The 15,867-nt window shown below is 67.9% G+C and carries 13 protein-coding genes; 1 reads left to right on the plus strand and 12 read right to left on the minus strand.

The window, feature by feature from the left end:
- Positions 1-21: 21 nt before the first annotated feature.
- The 9 genes from ABLI39_RS04835 to ABLI39_RS04875 all read right to left on the minus strand — a co-directional run bounded on the left by ABLI39_RS04835 (position 22) and on the right by ABLI39_RS04875 (position 10,641).
- The gene (locus ABLI39_RS04835; protein ID WP_349412294.1) at positions 22-918 is read right to left on the minus strand and encodes an ABC transporter ATP-binding protein; all 897 of its coding nucleotides are present in this window, start codon (positions 916-918) and stop codon (positions 22-24) included.
- Entirely contained in the window at positions 908-1,681 is a 774-nt protein-coding gene (locus ABLI39_RS04840; RefSeq protein WP_349412295.1) for an ABC transporter permease, read from the minus strand. The genes ABLI39_RS04835 and ABLI39_RS04840 overlap by 11 nt, the downstream gene beginning before the upstream one ends.
- Positions 1,678-2,520, minus strand: coding sequence for an ABC transporter permease (locus ABLI39_RS04845; protein WP_502935184.1), 843 nt, complete (start codon positions 2,518-2,520; stop codon positions 1,678-1,680). Before ABLI39_RS04845 ends, ABLI39_RS04840 begins: the two co-directional genes overlap by 4 nt.
- Complete coding sequence (locus ABLI39_RS04850) at positions 2,517-3,503, minus strand: ABC transporter substrate-binding protein (protein ID WP_349412296.1); 987 nt, start codon at positions 3,501-3,503, stop codon at positions 2,517-2,519. The genes ABLI39_RS04845 and ABLI39_RS04850 overlap by 4 nt, the downstream gene beginning before the upstream one ends.
- Before the next feature lie 251 nt (positions 3,504-3,754).
- Positions 3,755-5,371, minus strand: a complete 1,617-nt coding sequence (locus tag ABLI39_RS04855; protein WP_349412297.1) for an amino acid permease — start codon at positions 5,369-5,371, stop codon at positions 3,755-3,757.
- 121 nt (positions 5,372-5,492) lie between these two features.
- Complete coding sequence (locus tag ABLI39_RS04860; RefSeq protein ID WP_349412298.1) at positions 5,493-5,900, minus strand: DUF779 domain-containing protein; 408 nt, start codon at positions 5,898-5,900, stop codon at positions 5,493-5,495.
- Between the two features lie 96 nt (positions 5,901-5,996).
- A complete protein-coding gene (gene exaC / locus ABLI39_RS04865; RefSeq protein ID WP_349412299.1) occupies positions 5,997-7,520 on the minus strand; it encodes an acetaldehyde dehydrogenase ExaC in 1,524 nt (507 codons plus the stop codon).
- Positions 7,521-7,687: 167 nt separating this feature from the next.
- Complete coding sequence (locus ABLI39_RS04870) at positions 7,688-9,094, minus strand: GAF domain-containing protein (RefSeq protein ID WP_349412300.1); 1,407 nt, start codon at positions 9,092-9,094, stop codon at positions 7,688-7,690.
- A 110-nt stretch (positions 9,095-9,204) separates the two neighbouring features.
- Positions 9,205-10,641 (minus strand): FAD-dependent oxidoreductase, encoded by a 1,437-nt coding sequence (locus tag ABLI39_RS04875; RefSeq protein WP_349412301.1) that lies wholly within the window; start codon positions 10,639-10,641, stop codon positions 9,205-9,207.
- Between the two features lie 166 nt (positions 10,642-10,807).
- Here ABLI39_RS04875 and rarD point away from each other — a divergent pair, with 166 nt between their 5' ends.
- On the plus strand, positions 10,808-11,866 hold the full coding sequence (rarD, locus tag ABLI39_RS04880) for an EamA family transporter RarD (RefSeq protein WP_502935187.1): 1,059 nt from the start codon (positions 10,808-10,810) through the stop codon (positions 11,864-11,866).
- 29 nt (positions 11,867-11,895) lie between these two features.
- Here rarD and ABLI39_RS04885 read toward each other — a convergent pair whose 3' ends face one another.
- The 3 genes from ABLI39_RS04885 to ABLI39_RS04895 all read right to left on the minus strand — a co-directional run bounded on the left by ABLI39_RS04885 (position 11,896) and on the right by ABLI39_RS04895 (position 15,829).
- Positions 11,896-12,768, minus strand: coding sequence for a universal stress protein (locus ABLI39_RS04885; protein ID WP_349412303.1), 873 nt, complete (start codon positions 12,766-12,768; stop codon positions 11,896-11,898).
- Positions 12,769-12,981: 213 nt separating this feature from the next.
- Positions 12,982-14,337: a 4-aminobutyrate--2-oxoglutarate transaminase gene (gene gabT, locus ABLI39_RS04890; protein ID WP_349412304.1), complete on the minus strand. Its 1,356-nt coding sequence runs from the start codon at positions 14,335-14,337 to the stop codon at positions 12,982-12,984.
- A gap of 61 nt (positions 14,338-14,398) precedes the next feature.
- Positions 14,399-15,829 carry an aminobutyraldehyde dehydrogenase gene (locus tag ABLI39_RS04895; protein ID WP_349412305.1) on the minus strand — a complete coding sequence of 477 codons (1,431 nt, stop codon included), beginning with the start codon at positions 15,827-15,829 and terminating at the stop codon, positions 14,399-14,401.
- Positions 15,830-15,867 lie beyond the last annotated feature (38 nt).

Consider the following 15,867-nt stretch of genomic DNA (forward strand, 5'->3'; position numbering starts at 1 on the left):
AGTCCGGGGCCGGCAGGGCCGCTAGGCGCCGCCGGTACCGGAGGCCGCCGTCGGGCTGACCGGCGTGGCCGTTTCCGGGAGATCCGACGCCGGTGCGCCGGCCGCCGCCGGCCGGTGGCCCTTCTTGGCGAGCTGGATCTGCTCGTAGACGTGGTGCCGGAGCTCCGTGAAACGCGGCAGAGACCGGGTCTCCAACTGGTCGCGCTCCACCGGGAGGTCGATCACGATGTCCTCCTGCACCACAGTCGGGGAGCTGGAGAGGATGATGACCCGCTCGCCCAGGTAGACGGATTCGTCGATGTCGTGGGTCACGAAGAGCACCGTCACGCCGAACTTCTTCCAGATAGCGCGGATCAGGTCCTCAAGGTCCGCCCGGGTCTGCGCGTCCACGGCGGCGAAGGGTTCGTCCATCAGCAGCACCTCGGGCTGGTACGCGATGGCCCGGGCAATCGCCACCCGCTGCTGCATGCCGCCGGAAAGCTGCCAGGGGTAGGAACGCGGCACGTGCGCCAGGCCCACAGCTTCGAGGGCCTCGTCGACGAGCCGGTCACGTTCGGCCTTGGGCACACCCTGGTTCTTCAGCGGCAGCTCCACGTTGTCCCGGACCCGCATCCAGGGAAACAGCGAGCGGCCGTACTCCTGGAACACCACGGCCATCTTCTTCGGGGGTCCGGACACCCGCTTGCCGTCCAGGAGCACTTCGCCCTCGGTGGGCGCCATCAGGCCGGAGATGCACTTGAGCAGGGTGGTCTTGCCGGATCCCGAGGGTCCCACGAGGCAGGCCAGCTCCCCGGCGCGGAGGTCGAAGGTGAGGTTCCGCACCGCCTCGATGTCGCCGCCGTCGGTCTGGTAGACCTTCTTCAATCCGCGGACCGAAAGCATCGCTTCCGGGACCGCCGGGGCTGCACTAGGCTGCATTTTCTACCTCTTTCTGGCCGTGGTACCAGCGCAGGATGTTCCGCTCGGCCCACTGGAAGATGAATGACATGGCCACGCCCAGGAGCCCCAGCACCACAATGCCGGACCACATTTCCGGGATGGCGAAGGAGCGCTGGAACTGGACAATGGTGAAGCCCAGCCCTGAGGACGAGGCGAACATTTCGGAGATGACCATCAGGATCAGCCCCAGGGACAGCGACTGGCGCACGCCGGCCATGATCTGCGGGCTGGCCGACGGCAGGACGAGGTACCGGACCCGGGCCCAGCCGTCGATCCCGTAGGTGTGGCTGGAGTCGGAGAGCACCGAGTCCACGGCCCGGACGCCTTCGATCGTGTTCAACAGGACCGGCCAGACACAGCCGGAGATGATGACCACGACCTTCATGGAATCCGTGCCTCCCAGCAGGAGCATCAGCACGGGAACCAGCACCGGCGGCGGGATCGCGCGGAAGAATTCCAGGGTTGGTTCCAGCAGCGCGCGGAGCCATTTGACCGAACCGATCAGCACACCGCCGACGACGCCGATCGCGATCGCCGCGACAACGCCGACCAGGAGCCTGCCGATGCTGGGCAGCACGTCTGTGAAGAAGCGGGGGCCGAACCACACCTGGCCGAATTTGCTGACCAGGGCGGCGGGGGTGGGGACGAAGAAATTGACCGAGCCCAAGGTGGCGGCCCACCAGGCCAGGACCAACAGGAGGGGCAGCGCCAGCACATAGCCCGCGGTTTTCACAGCTTTCATACGATCGCCTCGGAACGGACGGAGGAGTGCCAGGACAGGGTTTTCTTTTCGATGAACCGCATCAGGACGTTGATCAGGACGCCGATCAGGCCTGTCGCGAGGACCAGGGCGTACATGCCGGAGATGGCGCCGCCGGACTGGGCGAGGGCGATTTCACGGCCCAGGCCGGGCGAGCCGATCACCAGTTCCGCCGTGATGGCCAGCACCAGGGCAACGGTGGCGGCGAGCCGGACTCCGGTCATCAGGTACGGCAGGGCGGTGGGGAACACGACGTAGCGGATCCGTGCCATGGCGCCCAGACCGTAGGTTTTGGCGGTGTTGTTGGCGACCATGTCGACGTCGGCCACACCGTAGAGGACCTGGATCAGCACCTGCCAGAAGGCGGCGTAGGTGATCAGCATGAGGGAGGACTCGATCTTCACACCGAAGAGCAGCACCGCCAGCGGAATCAGCGCCACGGACGGGATGGGGCGCAGGAATTCGATGGTGGAGTTGGTCGCTTTGCGCAGGACCGTGCTGGAGCCGATGATGAAGCCCAGCAGCACGGCGAGGGAGACCGCGATGATGAGGCCAAGGAACCAGGCCTTCATCGTTTCGCCGACCGAGACCCAGAAGGCGGTCAGGCCGAAGTCGCGGACCAGCGCCACCATAACCTCGCTGGCCGGGGGCAGGTAGCGTTCGTCGATGATGCCCAGCCGGGGAATGAGCTCCCAGGTGGCCAGGAAGCCTACGATCCCGGCGACGCCGAGGAGCTGTTTTACCGGAAGTTTGCGGGCGGACCGCCGGTCCCGCCCCGCGATGGGGGCGGGACCGGCGGGGGCCGCAGCGTTGGAACTCACGGGAGCAGATCGCCGGCGTTCGGAGCCTTGGACAGCGTGCCGTACTTGGCGGCGGCGTCGCCGAGGGTCTTGAAAGCGTCCTTGTTGAACTCCACCCGGTAGCGCGGCAGGATCATCTTGGCGCGGGTGGCTTCGTCAATCTTGGTGTAGGTGCCCACGATGTCGCGGACCTCCTGCGGGTGCGCCTGGGCGTATTCGAGGGATTTGTTCATGGCCCTGGTGAACTTCTGGGTCAGCTCGGCCTTGCCCTTGATGGTGTCCGCCTTGGTGAAGTAGCCGGCAATATCCAGCTCCGGGCTCATGTCCGCGAAGTTGGAGGAGATGATCTTGCCGCCGTTGGCCACCGCCTTGGACAGGAAGGGCTCCAGGATCCAGGCGGCGTCCACCTGCTTGTTCGCCAGTGCGGCCGGGGCGTCCGGGAAGGCGACTTCCACGAACTTCACGCTCGAGGGGTCCCCGCCGTCCTTTTCGATGATGGACTTGATGGTGGTGTCACCGATGTTGGAGAGGTTGTTCACCGAGACGGTCTTGCCGGCGAGGTCCTTCGGGGACTGGATGCTGGAACCGGCCGGAATGACGACGCCGCCGATGTCCTTGCCCTTCTCCCCCGTGGTCGAGGCGCCGTTGGCGACGAACTTCAGGTCAAGGCCCTTGTCCTTCGCGACCATGACCGAGATCAGGTTGGAGAAGGCGAAGTCGAAGCTGCCGCTCACCACGCCGGGGACGATCGCCGCGCCGCCGGTGGCCGTCTGGATGTCCAGCTGGATTCCTTCGTCCTTGAAGAAGCCCTGCTTGTTGCCGAGGTAGATGGGGGCGCAGTCGACGATCGGGATCACACCAACGCTGACCTTGGTCAACTCGCCGCCTCCCGTGGCGCCACCGGATGCGGCACCGCCGCCGGTGGAACTCGGCGATCCGCTGCCGCAGGCCGAGAGTGCGAGGACCGATGCGGTCGCCAGCACGGTGATGATACGACGTTTCATGTTCACTCCTATGTGCGCATTGGCGTGGAAGTGACTAGCCCCCAAGCCCCAGTTGTTCGCTTTTCGAACAAACGTTCAAAAAGAAGTCTGTCCCAAGGCTAGTGTGAGGTCAACCACATTGGGCGCATTGTTACACCTCTGAGACGAGTGTGGAAGATGCTGCGCACACAAAACACGCGGGGTCGCTTTCGGCCCATCCGGACAGGCCGGACGGGCCGAAAGCGACCCCGCGTTGGATTGCGGCGGTGCGGCTAGGAGCGGGAGAGCGTCTCCGCGTTCTGGTCAGAGTTCTCGTCAGGGCGCTCCCCGCCGCTGGCGGCAGCGTTGGCGGTGTCGTTCGTGTGCGCGGCCGGCGTGCCGGCGGACCCGGCGCCGCTGACAGCCGCCCGGGCCTCAGCGAACTTCTCGTTGAGGCGGGAGTGGCGCTTGCCGTAAGCGAAGTAGATCGCGATGCCGATGGCCAGCCAGATGGCGAAGAAGATCCAGGTCTCCACGGCCAGGTTGGTCATCAGGTACAGGCACAGTACGGCCGACACGACCGGCAGCACCTTCCCGAACGGCACGCGGAACGCCGGCTTGAGGTCCGGACGCTTCTTGCGCAGCACCAGGATGCCGAGGCTGACCATCACGAACGCGGAGAGCGTGCCGATGTTGATCATTTCCTCGAGCAGGTCCACGTTGGTCAGCCCGGCCACGAGGGCCACGGCGGTGCCGCAGATGATCTGCAGGCGGGCCGGCGTCGCGCGGATGGTGCTGGTCTTGGACAGCGAGCGGGGCAGCAGGCCGTCGCGGCTCATCGCCAGGACCACCCGCGAGAGACCCATCAGCAGGACCATAATCACCGTGGTCAGGCCGACCAGCGAGCCGAACGCGATCACCTTGGCCGCGTCGGTGTTGCCGACGGCCTCGAAGGCGGTGGTCAGGGTGGGGTTCTTCGCCTCGGCCAGCTTGGTGTAGGAGACCATGCCGGTCAGGGCGAGCGAGACCAGGATGTAGAGCACGGTGACGATCGCGAGGCCGCCGAAGATGCCGCGGGGCAGCGTCTTCTGCGGGTTCTTGACCTCCTCGGCGGAGGTGGCGACGACGTCGAAGCCGATGAACGCGAAGAACACCAGGGCCGCGCCGGCGAAGATGCCCAGGGTGCCGTACTGCGCCGGGGCCGCGCCGGTGAGGAAGCCGAAGAAGGACTGCTTGAGCACGTCCGTGGCGCCGGTGCCGCCGGTGGGCTCGGAGGCCGGGACGAACGGCGCGTAGTTCTCGAACTTCACGTAGCTGAAGCCGACCACGATCACAAAGAGCACCACGGCGATCTTGATCAGGGTGAAGACGTTGCCGACGCGGGCGGAGAGCTTGGTCCCGAGGACCAGCAGCACGGTGAACACGGCGACAATCAGGAAGGCGCCCCAGAACAGGTCGACGCCGGCCACGGAGATCGACGGCGGAACGTCCAGCCCCATCAGTGCGAAGACCTTGCTGAGGTAGATACCCCAGTACTTGGCGATCACGGCCGCGGCGGTGAAGAGCTCGAGGATGAGGTTCCAGCCGATGATCCAGGCCAGCACCTCGCCCATGGTGGCGTAGGTGAAGACGTAGGCGGAGCCTGCCACCGGGATGGCGGTGGCGAATTCGGCGTAGCACATGATCGCGAGGGCGCAGGTGACGGCCGCGATGGCGAAGGAGATGGTCACGGCGGGGCCGGCGAAGTTGGCGGCGGCCTTGGCCCCGACCGAGAAGATTCCGGCGCCGACGGCAACGGCGACGCCCATGATCATCAGGTCCCAGGTGCTGAGCGAGCGCTTCAGCTTGCGTCCGGGCTCATCGGCGTCGGCAATCGACTGCTCAATGGATTTGGTCCGGAAAAGATTCATAGGAAGGTCCAAAAATTTCGGTAGCTGGGTTGGAAACGGACCTATCCATAGTAGTGTCCATCCACTGGACGGCCGCTTTTGTCCCACAATGTGAGACGCCAGGGTGCGCGTCCGCGGCGGCTCAGACGGGCCAGTCCATCAGGGTCGAGCGGATCAGGAACCGCTTCCCTTCGGGCGCCTCGACGCTGAACCCGCTGCCCCGGCCCTGGACGACGTCGACCGTCAGGTGCGTGTGGCTCCAGTAGTTGAACTGTTCCCTGGACATCCAGAATTCCAGCGGCTGCGGTTGCAGGCCATCCGAAATGTCGAACAGGCCCAGCAGCACGTCGGAGTCGCCGGTGAGGAACTCCCCGGCCGGATAGCACATGGGCGAGGACCCGTCACAGCAGCCGCCGGACTGGTGGAACATCAGGGGCCCGTGCTGGAGCCAGAGCTTGCGGAGCAGCTCCACGGCCTCGGGGGTGAGGGCCACGCGGGAGAAGTCCTCGCCGGTCCGCGTCGGGGCGGCTTCGAGCCTGGCCTGGGTCATGGTCTTCTCCTGGTTCGGTGGGACGGCCGGCGCCGGGGATCCTGGCGCCGGGAAAGGGGCGGGGCGGACCGCCAAGGTCCGCCCCGCCGCGCCGGCCTAGAAGAAGCCGAGCTTGTTCTCGTTGTAGCTGACCAGCAGGTTCTTGGTCTGCTGGTAGTGGTCCAGCATCATGGCGTGGTTCTCGCGGCCGATGCCGGAGGACTTGTACCCGCCGAACGCGGCGCCGGCCGGGTAGGCGTGGTAGTTGTTGACCCACACCCGGCCCGCCTGGATCTCGCGGCCGGCACGGTAGGCGACGTTGCCGTTGCGGGACCAGACGCCGGCGCCGAGGCCGTAGAGGGTGTCGTTCGCGATGCCCATGGCGTCGCTGTAGTCGCTGAAGCGGGTCACCGACACCACCGGGCCAAAGATCTCCTCCTGGAAGATCCGCATCTTGTTGTGGCCCTCGAAGATGGTGGGCTGGACGTAGTACCCGCCGGCGAGGTCGCCGGCGAGCTCCGCGCGGGCGCCGCCGGTGAGCGCCTTGGCGCCCTCCTGCTTTCCGATGTCGATGTAGGAAAGGATCTTCTCGAGCTGGTCGTTGGAGGCCTGGGCGCCGAGCTGGGTGTCGGTGTCCAGCGGGTTGCCCTGAATGATCTTCTGGGTGCGGGCCAGCGCGTCGGCCATAAAGGAGTCGTAGATGCCTTCCTGGACCAGGGCGCGGGACGGGCAGGTGCAGACTTCGCCCTGGTTGAAGGCGAAGAGGGTGAAGCCTTCGAGGGCCTTGTCGTAGAACGCGTCGTTGCTGTCCGCGACGTCGTTGAAGAAGATGTTGGGGCTCTTGCCGCCGAGTTCCAGGGTGACCGGAATCAGGTTCTGGGAGGCGTACTGGCTGATCAGGCGGCCGGTGGTGGTCTCGCCGGTGAAGGCGATCTTGCGGATCCGCGGGCTGGAGGCGAGCGGCTTGCCGGCCTCCACACCGAAGCCGTTGACGACGTTGACGACGCCGGCCGGCAGGAGGTCGCTGATGAGTTCCATCAGCACGAGGATCGAGGACGGGGTCTGCTCGGCCGGCTTGAGGACGACGGCGTTGCCGGCGGCGAGGGCGGGGGCGAGCTTCCAGACGGCCATCAGGATCGGGAAGTTCCAGGGGATGATCTGGCCGACGACGCCGAGCGGCTCGTGGTAGTGGTAGGCGGTGGTGTCGTCGTCGAGCTGGGACAGCCGGCCTTCCTGGGCGCGGACGGCGGAGGCAAAGTAGCGGAAGTGGTCCGCGGCGAGCGGGATGTCAGCGTTGAGGGTCTCGCGGATCGGCTTGCCGTTGTCCCAGGATTCGGCGACGGCGAGCATCTCGGTGTTCTCGTCGATCCGGTCGGCGATCTTGTTCAGGATGGCGGCGCGCTCGGCGACGGAGGTCTTGCCCCAGGACGGGGCGACCTTGTGCGCGGCGTCCAGGGCCAGTTCGATGTCCTCGGCGGTGCCGCGGGCGACCTCGCAGAACGCTTTACCAGTCACCGGGGTGATGTTTTCGAAGTACTGGCCTTTGACCGGGGCAACCCACTCCCCGCCGATCCAGTTCTCGTAGCGGTCCTTGAAGGTGACCTTCGAGCCCTCGGTACCGGGCTGTGCGTAGACAGTCATTGCTAGCTCCTTTGCTGTGCAAGATGGTTGGCGGAGGCGGCCAGGGGTCCTGCGGGCCGCCGCTGGCATCAGCTTAGGAGCGGGGAGGTTGCAGGCAGGTTGCAACCATGTGAGCCGGGTCACGCCGGCGCGGGTACGGGCGGCCGGAGCCGCCCGCGGCGGCGGGCTCAGGCGCTGAGCTCCGCTTCCAGCCGTTCCAGATCCGCGACGACGGCGGCCCGCTTCGGCGAGCGCGGCGGCAGCAGCTTCAGCGCCGCGGTGCGGACGCCGACGTCGTCGCGCGCCTCAGGCAGCTCCGCATACTTCAGCAGCGACTCTGCGCTGCCGTCGGTCATCACGGCCTCGCGGAGCAGGGCGGAGACGCGGCCGCGGAGCTCGCTGACCCCCGGCGCCTCGGAGCGCGGCAGGAGCGCGCCGCGGTAGATTTCCAGCGCAATCCGGTGGGCGCCGCGCTGCAGGCAGCTGAGGACCTGGGAGGAATCCGGCATGAGGTCCATCGGCAGCCGGTAGGGCCGGGACTCCGGGACGGCGCCGGGGTTGAGCTGCTGGAGGACCTTGCGCAGGCGCACCATCTCGGCGCGCAGTGTCATGGTGGAGCCGCCGTCCGGGTAGAGCAGCGCGCTCAGTTCCTCCGCGTTCAGGCCTTCCGGGTGCGTGCTGAGCAGGGCGAGGATTTCGCTGTGCCGGGCGGAAAGCGTGACCGTGCGGCCGTCGATGCTCAGCACCGCCTGGTCGCGGCCGAGCAGCTGCAGGCTGTTGCGGTACAGGCTGCCGGAGGCCCAGGCGCGCGCACCGGCGGCCCGCGGGGCTGGCCGCGGGGCGGATGCGGTCGAGGGCGCGGCACCGGAGGACCGGCGTCGGGCCGGCGTGGATTGGCGTGCCGCGGCCAGCTGGAGCCGCTCCACCCGGAGGTGCGCTTGCGCCGCGGCGACCGTCGCCTCCACGAGGGACAGGGTGTGGGGCGCGACGGCGGACTCGGTGCCGGTGATGTCCACGACGCCCAGCAGGGCGCCCGAATCCGGGTCGTGGAAGGGGACGGCCGTGCAGCTCCAGGGGTGCACCGAGCGCTTGTAGTGCTCGGCACCGGCGATCTGGATGCCGCGGCCCAGCGCGAGCGCGGTGCCGGGCGCGCTGGTGCCCACCGTGGCCTCGGACCAGTCGGCGCCGGGAACGAACATCATGCCCTCGGCGCGGCGCTGCATGGCGGGGTCCCCCTCGACCCAGAGCAGCCGGCCCACCTCGTCCCCTACCGCCACCAGCATGCCGCTGTCGTGGCTGGGCAGGACCAGCAGTTTGTGGATCACGGGCATGATCGCGGCCAGCGGGTGCTGCCGGCGGTACTCCTCGAGTTCCTCGCGGTCCATGGCCAGCGGCGCTTCGGGGTTGTCCGGGTTCGCGTGCAACTGGGCGGAACGCTGCCAGGACTCCCGGATCAGGCTGCGCAGCCCCGGCAGCTGTTCGGTCCCCGGCACCAGGGACCCCAGCTGCTCATGCCCCGCGTGTGCGTACCGCTGGCGGAGCTCCGGGCTCGGGCCGGGGCCGCGCGGGATGGCCTGCTCGACCGGATTCCTCATTGAACTCCCACCTGCTGGCACCATCGTCGGTGCGCGACGGCATGCAGCCGCGTCCGGTCGAGTCTACGGGGCGCGCAGGGCCCCCGCCAGAGGAGGCCCCGACGTCGGCCTCAGCCCCGGGAAATCTCAATCATTTCCTCGCGCGGCACTACCTTGACGCGTTCACGCACGACGCCGTCGGCCCCGTTGGCGTCGGTCCACGCCGCGCCGAGGGCGAGCTCGTGCGCGTCCAGCCGGTTCCAGCCTTCCCAGGTGGTGTATTCGATGCCGCGCTCCTCGAGCAGGTCGATGATGGCGTGCGGGTCGGGGTTCTGGGCCGGCGGGAGGGTCAGCCGGTCCTCGAGCAGGAACCCGATCGTCTCCAGCGCGTCGCCCTTGGTGTGGCCGATCAGGCCCACCGGGCCGCGCTTGATCCAGCCGGTGGCGTAGATGCCGGGCACGGGGTTGCCCTCGGCGTCGAGAACCCGGCCTCCCTCGTTCGGGATGACCCCGCGCCGGGCATCGTATTCGAGTTCCTCCAGGGGCGAGCCGTGGTAGCCGATGGCGCGGTAGACGGCCTGCACCGGGTAGTCGACGAACTCCCCGGTGCCTTTGACGTTGCCGGTGCCGTCCAGCCGCATCCGCTCGAACTTGATCCCCGCCACCTTGCCGGGATGCTCGGCGTCGTCGTAGATCTCGACCGGGTTGTGCAGGAAGTGCAGGTGCAGGCGCCGGGAGGACGGTTCCTCGGACTCGGCGTGCTCCTCGACGAGCCAGTTGCCGAGGGTGTTGACCATGGTCTTGATCTGGTTGTTCGTGCGGATGGCCTCGTCGGAGGCTTCGTCGAACTCGAAGTCCTCGGGGTAGAGCACAATGTCCACGTCGTTGGCGTGGGACAGTTCGCGCAGCTCCAGCGGGGTGAACTTCACCTGCGCCGGGCCGCGGCGGCCGAAGACGTGCACGTCCGTGACCGGGGAATCCTTGAGGGCACGGTACACATTGTCCGGAATCTCCGTGACGAGCAGGTCATCCGCGTGCTTGACCAGCATCCGGGCGACGTCAAGGGCCACGTTGCCGTTGCCGATCACGGCGATCTCCTTGGCCTCCAGCGGCCAGTCCCGCGGGACATCGGGGTGGCCGTCGTACCAGGAGACGAAGTCGGCCCCGCCGAAGGAGCCCTCGAGCTCGATGCCGGGAATGTCCAGGTCAGCGTCCTTGATGGCGCCGGTGGAGAAGATCACGGCGTCGTAGAAGGCGCGGAAGTCGTGCAGGGTCAGGTCCCGCCCGTACGTGACGTTGCCGAGGAAGCGGATGTCGCCGCGGTCCAGGACCTTGTGCAGGGCGTTCACGATCCCCTTGATCCGCGGGTGGTCGGGGGCCACGCCGTAGCGGATCAGGCCGTAGGGCGCCGGGTAGGCCTCGAACAGGTCGATGCTGACCTCGAAGTCGCCGTCCTTGACCTCGTTGGACTTGGTGAGGATGTCCGCGGCGTAGACACCGGCCGGTCCGGCGCCGACGATCGCGACGCGGAGTGGACGTTTGGACGAAGATTCGGCCGAGTTGGACACGGGAGCCCTTCTGAGTCTTGGCGGGTGCGCCGGCAAGTTGGAGCGCACAGTCCCCCATTCTAAATGTCCCCGGCGGTTTCATCGCTCCGTGCGTGACCGAAATCGCAGGCTCCGGCTGCGCCCTGCCGTGCCTGCCGGCAGGAATAGGCGCACCGGGGGTGGTGTTATTGATCTTGTGCCTATCTCGGACCGATCCCCTGCCCCCGCCGCCCTGACGTCGCCGGGCGCCGTGGCCCCCGCCGACGTTCCCGCCACGGGAGCCGCCGCCGGAGCCGCCGCCGCGAAGCCGGGCGAGCTTAAGGCCGTGGACAAGGATACGACGGCGGGAATCCTGTTCGGCGTCGGCGCCTACGGGCTCTGGGGGCTGCTGCCGCTGTACTTCTTTGTGCTGCACCCGGCCGGTGCCGTCGAAATCGTGGCCAACCGGGTGGTGTGGTCCTTGTTGTTCTGCATCCTGCTGATCACCGTCACCCGCTCCTGGCGGGTGATCGGCGCGGCGTTCCGGAACCGCACGGTGATCGGCCCGCTCGCACTGGCGGCCGCGCTGATCGCGGTCAACTGGCTGACCTACACCTACGGCGTGACCACCGGCCAGGCCGTCGAAACGTCCCTGGGCTACTTCATCAACCCGCTGGTCTCCGTGCTGCTGGGCGTTTTCGTCCTGAAAGAGAAACTGCGGCCGCTGCAGTGGGCCGCCGTCGGGATCGGGTTCGTTGCCGTGGGCGTGCTGACGTATTCCTACGGGAAGCTGCCGTGGATCGCGCTGACCCTGGCCTTCAGCTTCGGCCTCTACGGTTTCGTCAAGAAACGCGTGGGACCGCGGGCGGACGCGATCACCAGCCTTTCGGTGGAGACCATTGTGCTGTCCCCGCTCGCCGGGGTGACCATGATCGTCCTGGCCACGACCGGGGCCGCGACCCTGACCAGCAACGGCGCCGGGCACTTCTGGCTGCTCGCCGCCTCGGGCGTCATTACCGCGGTCCCGCTGTTGTTCTTCGGCGCCTCCGCGCGCCGGCTGCCAATGACGACGATCGGGCTGCTGCAGTACTTCGCCCCGGTGTTGCAGTTCATCGTGGCCCTGGTGGTGTTCCGGGAGGCCATGACGCCGGAGCGCTGGATCGGCTTCGGCGTCGTCTGGCTGGCCCTGCTGGTGTTGACGGCGGACATGCTGCTCACCACCCGGAAGAACGCCGTGACCCGCCGGCTGGCCCGCGCCGCCGCCTAGCCGGATCCCGGTAGCGGCGGCGCCGGCCCTCAGTCCTCCGGGCTGCTGTCGATGCGGACGTAGTCGCGCGGCACCACAACCATGGGAACCGGCAGGGCGCGGAGCACCTTGTTGGCCGTGCTCCCGATGAACAGCTTGTTCTTCTCCGCCAGCCGGGACGATCCGACGATCATGATTTCCGCGTCGTCCCATTCGAGGTCGTCGATGGCCTCTTCGATGGTCCGGCCGTGGGCGACCTCCACGCTGACGTGGTGCCCGGCCGGCAGCCGCTCGGCCGCGGCCTTGAGCACGGTGTTGGCATGGACGTGCGCGGCGTTGACGTTTTCGCCGCCGTCGCCCTCGGCATCCAGTTCCACGAGCGAGACCAGGCGAAGCGGCACTCCGCGGCGTTCGGCGGATTGAATCGCGACGTCGATCGCGGCCTCGGCTCCGGTGCGCCGGCCGACGGCGAGCGTCAGCCTGCTGATCGGGTCCGTGCGCCGGTACCCGCGGGGCGCCAGGGCCACCGGGACGGGGGAAGCATGCAGCAGGGCGTTGGCCACGCTGCCGACGCTGTAGCGCTTGAACAGGCCGTTGCTGGCGGCGCCCACCACGATCAGGCCAGCGCGGTACTCGAGGGCGGCATCGATCAGGCCCGCAGCGAAGGAGTCCGCCTGGCGTACGTGGAATCTGGCGTCGAGGCCCTCCGGAACCAGGGCAAGCCCCTGCCGTTCGGCGGTGAGGACGGCCTGCTCCGCCGCGCTGACCCGGTTCCCTTGCGGGTTCAGCGCGACATACGGGGTGTTCCGGTCCACGACGTGGACAAGGTCCAGGTGGGCGCCCTGTGCCCGGGCCATGGCCGAAGCCAGCGCGACGGCGTCGGCGCCGCGGTCGTTGGGTGTGTAGCCAACTACGTATCGCATCTAAGAACCCCTTACGGGTCTGGGGCAGAATCCAGCTTGGCTCCGGGTCTCCGGGCGACGTCGGCCGGTCTGCGTTCCTGCAGTGGTAGGAACGACTCTAGCCCAGCGGCGCCGGGATTAGGGCGGAACTTTGCGGCCCTCCGCGGAGACAACAAAGGAGCCGCGGACCCTGCGGTCCGCGGCTCCTTTGTCCGGCCGGTGCCGGGCGCGCTGCTAGGCGTGGGCGCGGACCGCCGCGGCGAGGACGTCGAGGCCGTCCAGCAGCAGTTCGTCGCTGATCACCAGCGGCGGCAGCAGCCGGATGACGTTGCCGTAGGTCCCGCAGGTGAGGATGATGACGCCCTCCTTGAGGCAGGCGGCGGCGACGGCCTTGGTCAGCTCCGGGTTCGGTTCCTTGGAGCCGGCCTCGACCAGTTCGACGGCGAGCATGGCACCGCGGCCTCGGACGTCCCCGATCACGGGGAGCTCGATGGCGAGCTCGCGCAGCTTGCCGAGCGCGATTTCCTCGATGTGGCGGGCACGGGCGTTGAGGTCGTACTGCTCCATCGAGCCGATCGAGGCCAGCGCGGCGGCGCAGGCGACCGGGTTGCCGCCGTAGGTGCCGCCGAGGCCGCCGGGGTGGACGGCGTCGAGCAACTCGGCGCGGCCGGTGATGGCCGAGAGCGGCATGCCGCCGGCGATGCCCTTGGCCATCGTGATGATGTCCGGGACAACACCCTCGTGGTTCACGGCGAACCATTCACCGGTGCGGCAGAAGCCTGACTGGACCTCGTCGGCGATGAAGACGATGCCCTTGTCCTTGGCCCAGGCCACCAGGGCCGGCAGGAAGCCCTCGGCCGGGACGATAAAGCCGCCCTCGCCCTGGATCGGCTCGATGATGATCGCGGCCACCGACTCGCCGCCGATCTGCTTCTCGATCATGGTGATGGCGCGCTTGGCGGCCTCGGCACCGGTGATCTCCGGGTTTTCCTCGCGGTACGGGTAGCTCATCGGCATCCGGTACACCTCGGGCGCAAACGGGCCGAAGTTGGTTTTGTACGGCATGGCCTTAGCGGTCAGCGCCATGGTCAGGTTGGTGCGGCCGTGGTAGGCGTGGTCGAACGCGACAACGGCGTCCCGGCCGGTGGCGAGGCGGGCCACCTTGACGGCGTTTTCCACGGCCTCGGCGCCGGAGTTGAAGAGCACGGTGCGCTTCTCGTGGTCGCCCGGGGTGAGGCGGTTCAGCTGCTCGGCGACGGCGACATAGCCCTCGTAGGGGGTGACCATAAAGCAGGTGTGGGTGAAGTGCTCCACGGCCTCCTTGACGGCGCCGACGACGGCGGGATCCGAGGCGCCGACGCTCGTCACGGCGATGCCGGAGCCAAGGTCGATGAACGAGTTGCCGTCGACGTCGTGGATGATGCCGCCGTCGGCGTCGGCGACGTAGACCGGGACGCTGGAGGCGACGCCGGACGCGACGACGGCCTTGCGGCGCTCGGTCAGGGCGGCGGACTTGGGGCCCGGGAAGTCGGCCTGGACACGGCGCTTCTGCTCGAGGCGGTAGGTGATGTCGTTTGCTGTGGTGGTCATGGGAGAGCCTTTCTTGCGTGCTGGTTGTGCGCGGAGCCGTGCTTCTGGGTCGTGAAACGACTCAGGCGTCCAGCGCGCTCATGACGTGCTTGATGCGGGTGTAGTCCTCGACGCCGTACATCGAGAGGTCCTTGCCGTAGCCGGACTGCTTGAAGCCGCCGTGGGGCATCTCGGCGGTGAGCAGGATATGGGTGTTGATCCAGACGGCGCCGAAATCCAGGTCGCGGCTGACCCGCATGGCGGTGCCGTGGTCCGTCGTCCAGACGCTGGAAGCGAGGGCGTAGTCGACGTCGTTGGCCAGCTCGATCGCCTCGGCTTCGGTGCTGAACTTCTGCACGGTGATGACCGGGCCGAACGTTTCCTTCTGCACGATGTCGTCCGTCTGCTTGGCGCCGGTGACAATGGTGGGCTCGAAGAAGAAGCCCTTCTCCCCCGCGCGGTGGCCGCCGGTCTCGATCCTGCAGTTCGCCGGCAGGTGCTCCACGACGGAGGTGACCGCGTTGAAGTGGTTGACGTTGTTCAGCGGGCCGAAGTAGTTGTCCTCGTCGTTCTGCGAGCCGGTGTGCAGGGTCTTGGTGTGCTCCACCATGGCGGCCACGACGTCGTCGTGCACGGAGTCCTGGACCAGGACCCGGGTGATGGCGGTGCAGTCCTGGCCGGCGTTGAAGAAGGCGAACTCGGCGATGGCGGCGGCGCTCTTTTTGATGTCAGCGTCCTTGAACACGATCGCGGGGGCCTTGCCGCCGAGTTCCAGGTGGGCGCGCTTGAGGCCCTTGGCGGCTCCGGAGGCGACGGCGATGCCGGCCCGCACGGACCCGGTGATCGAGACCAGGCCCGGGATCTTGTGCTCGACCATCAGGGAACCGGTCTCGCCGGTGCCGAGGACGACGTTGAGCACGCCGGCCGGGAGGATCTCGCCGGCGAGGCGGGCCAGGACCAGGGTGGATTCGGGCGTGGTGTCGGAGGGCTTGAGCACCACGGTGTTGCCGGCGGCGAGCGCGGGGCCGATCTTCCAGATCGCCATCAGGAACGGGTAGTTCCACGGGGCGACCTGCGCGACGACGCCGATCGGTTCGCGCCGCACGTAGGAGGTGTGGCCCTCGAGGTATTCGCCTGCGGACTTGCCTTCCAGGAGGCGGGCGGCTCCGGCGAAGAAGCGCAGCTGGTCCGCGCCGGCGGCTACTTCCTCCGCGGCGATCAGGGACCGGACCTGGCCGGTGTTGCGGTGCTGGGCTTCGACGAGTTCGTCGCTGTTGGCCTCCACGGCGTCGGCGAGCTTGAGCAGCATCAGCTGGCGCTGGCCGGGGGTGACGTGCTTCCAGCTGGCGAAGGCGTCCTTCGCGGCGGCCATGGCGGCGTCGACGTCGGCCTGCACCGAGACCGGCGACTTGGCCACCACCTCGCCGTTGGTGGGGTTGACGATGTCCAGCAGGGCGGTCCCGGCGGGGGTGACGAACTCGCCGTTGATGAAGTTCTGCAAGGTTTGAACCACGGTGTACAACCTCTTTCGTGCTGGCCTGGCGAAGGCAG

The organism is Pseudarthrobacter sp. B907, assembly GCF_040137805.1.
GTDB lineage: Bacteria > Actinomycetota > Actinomycetes > Actinomycetales > Micrococcaceae > Arthrobacter.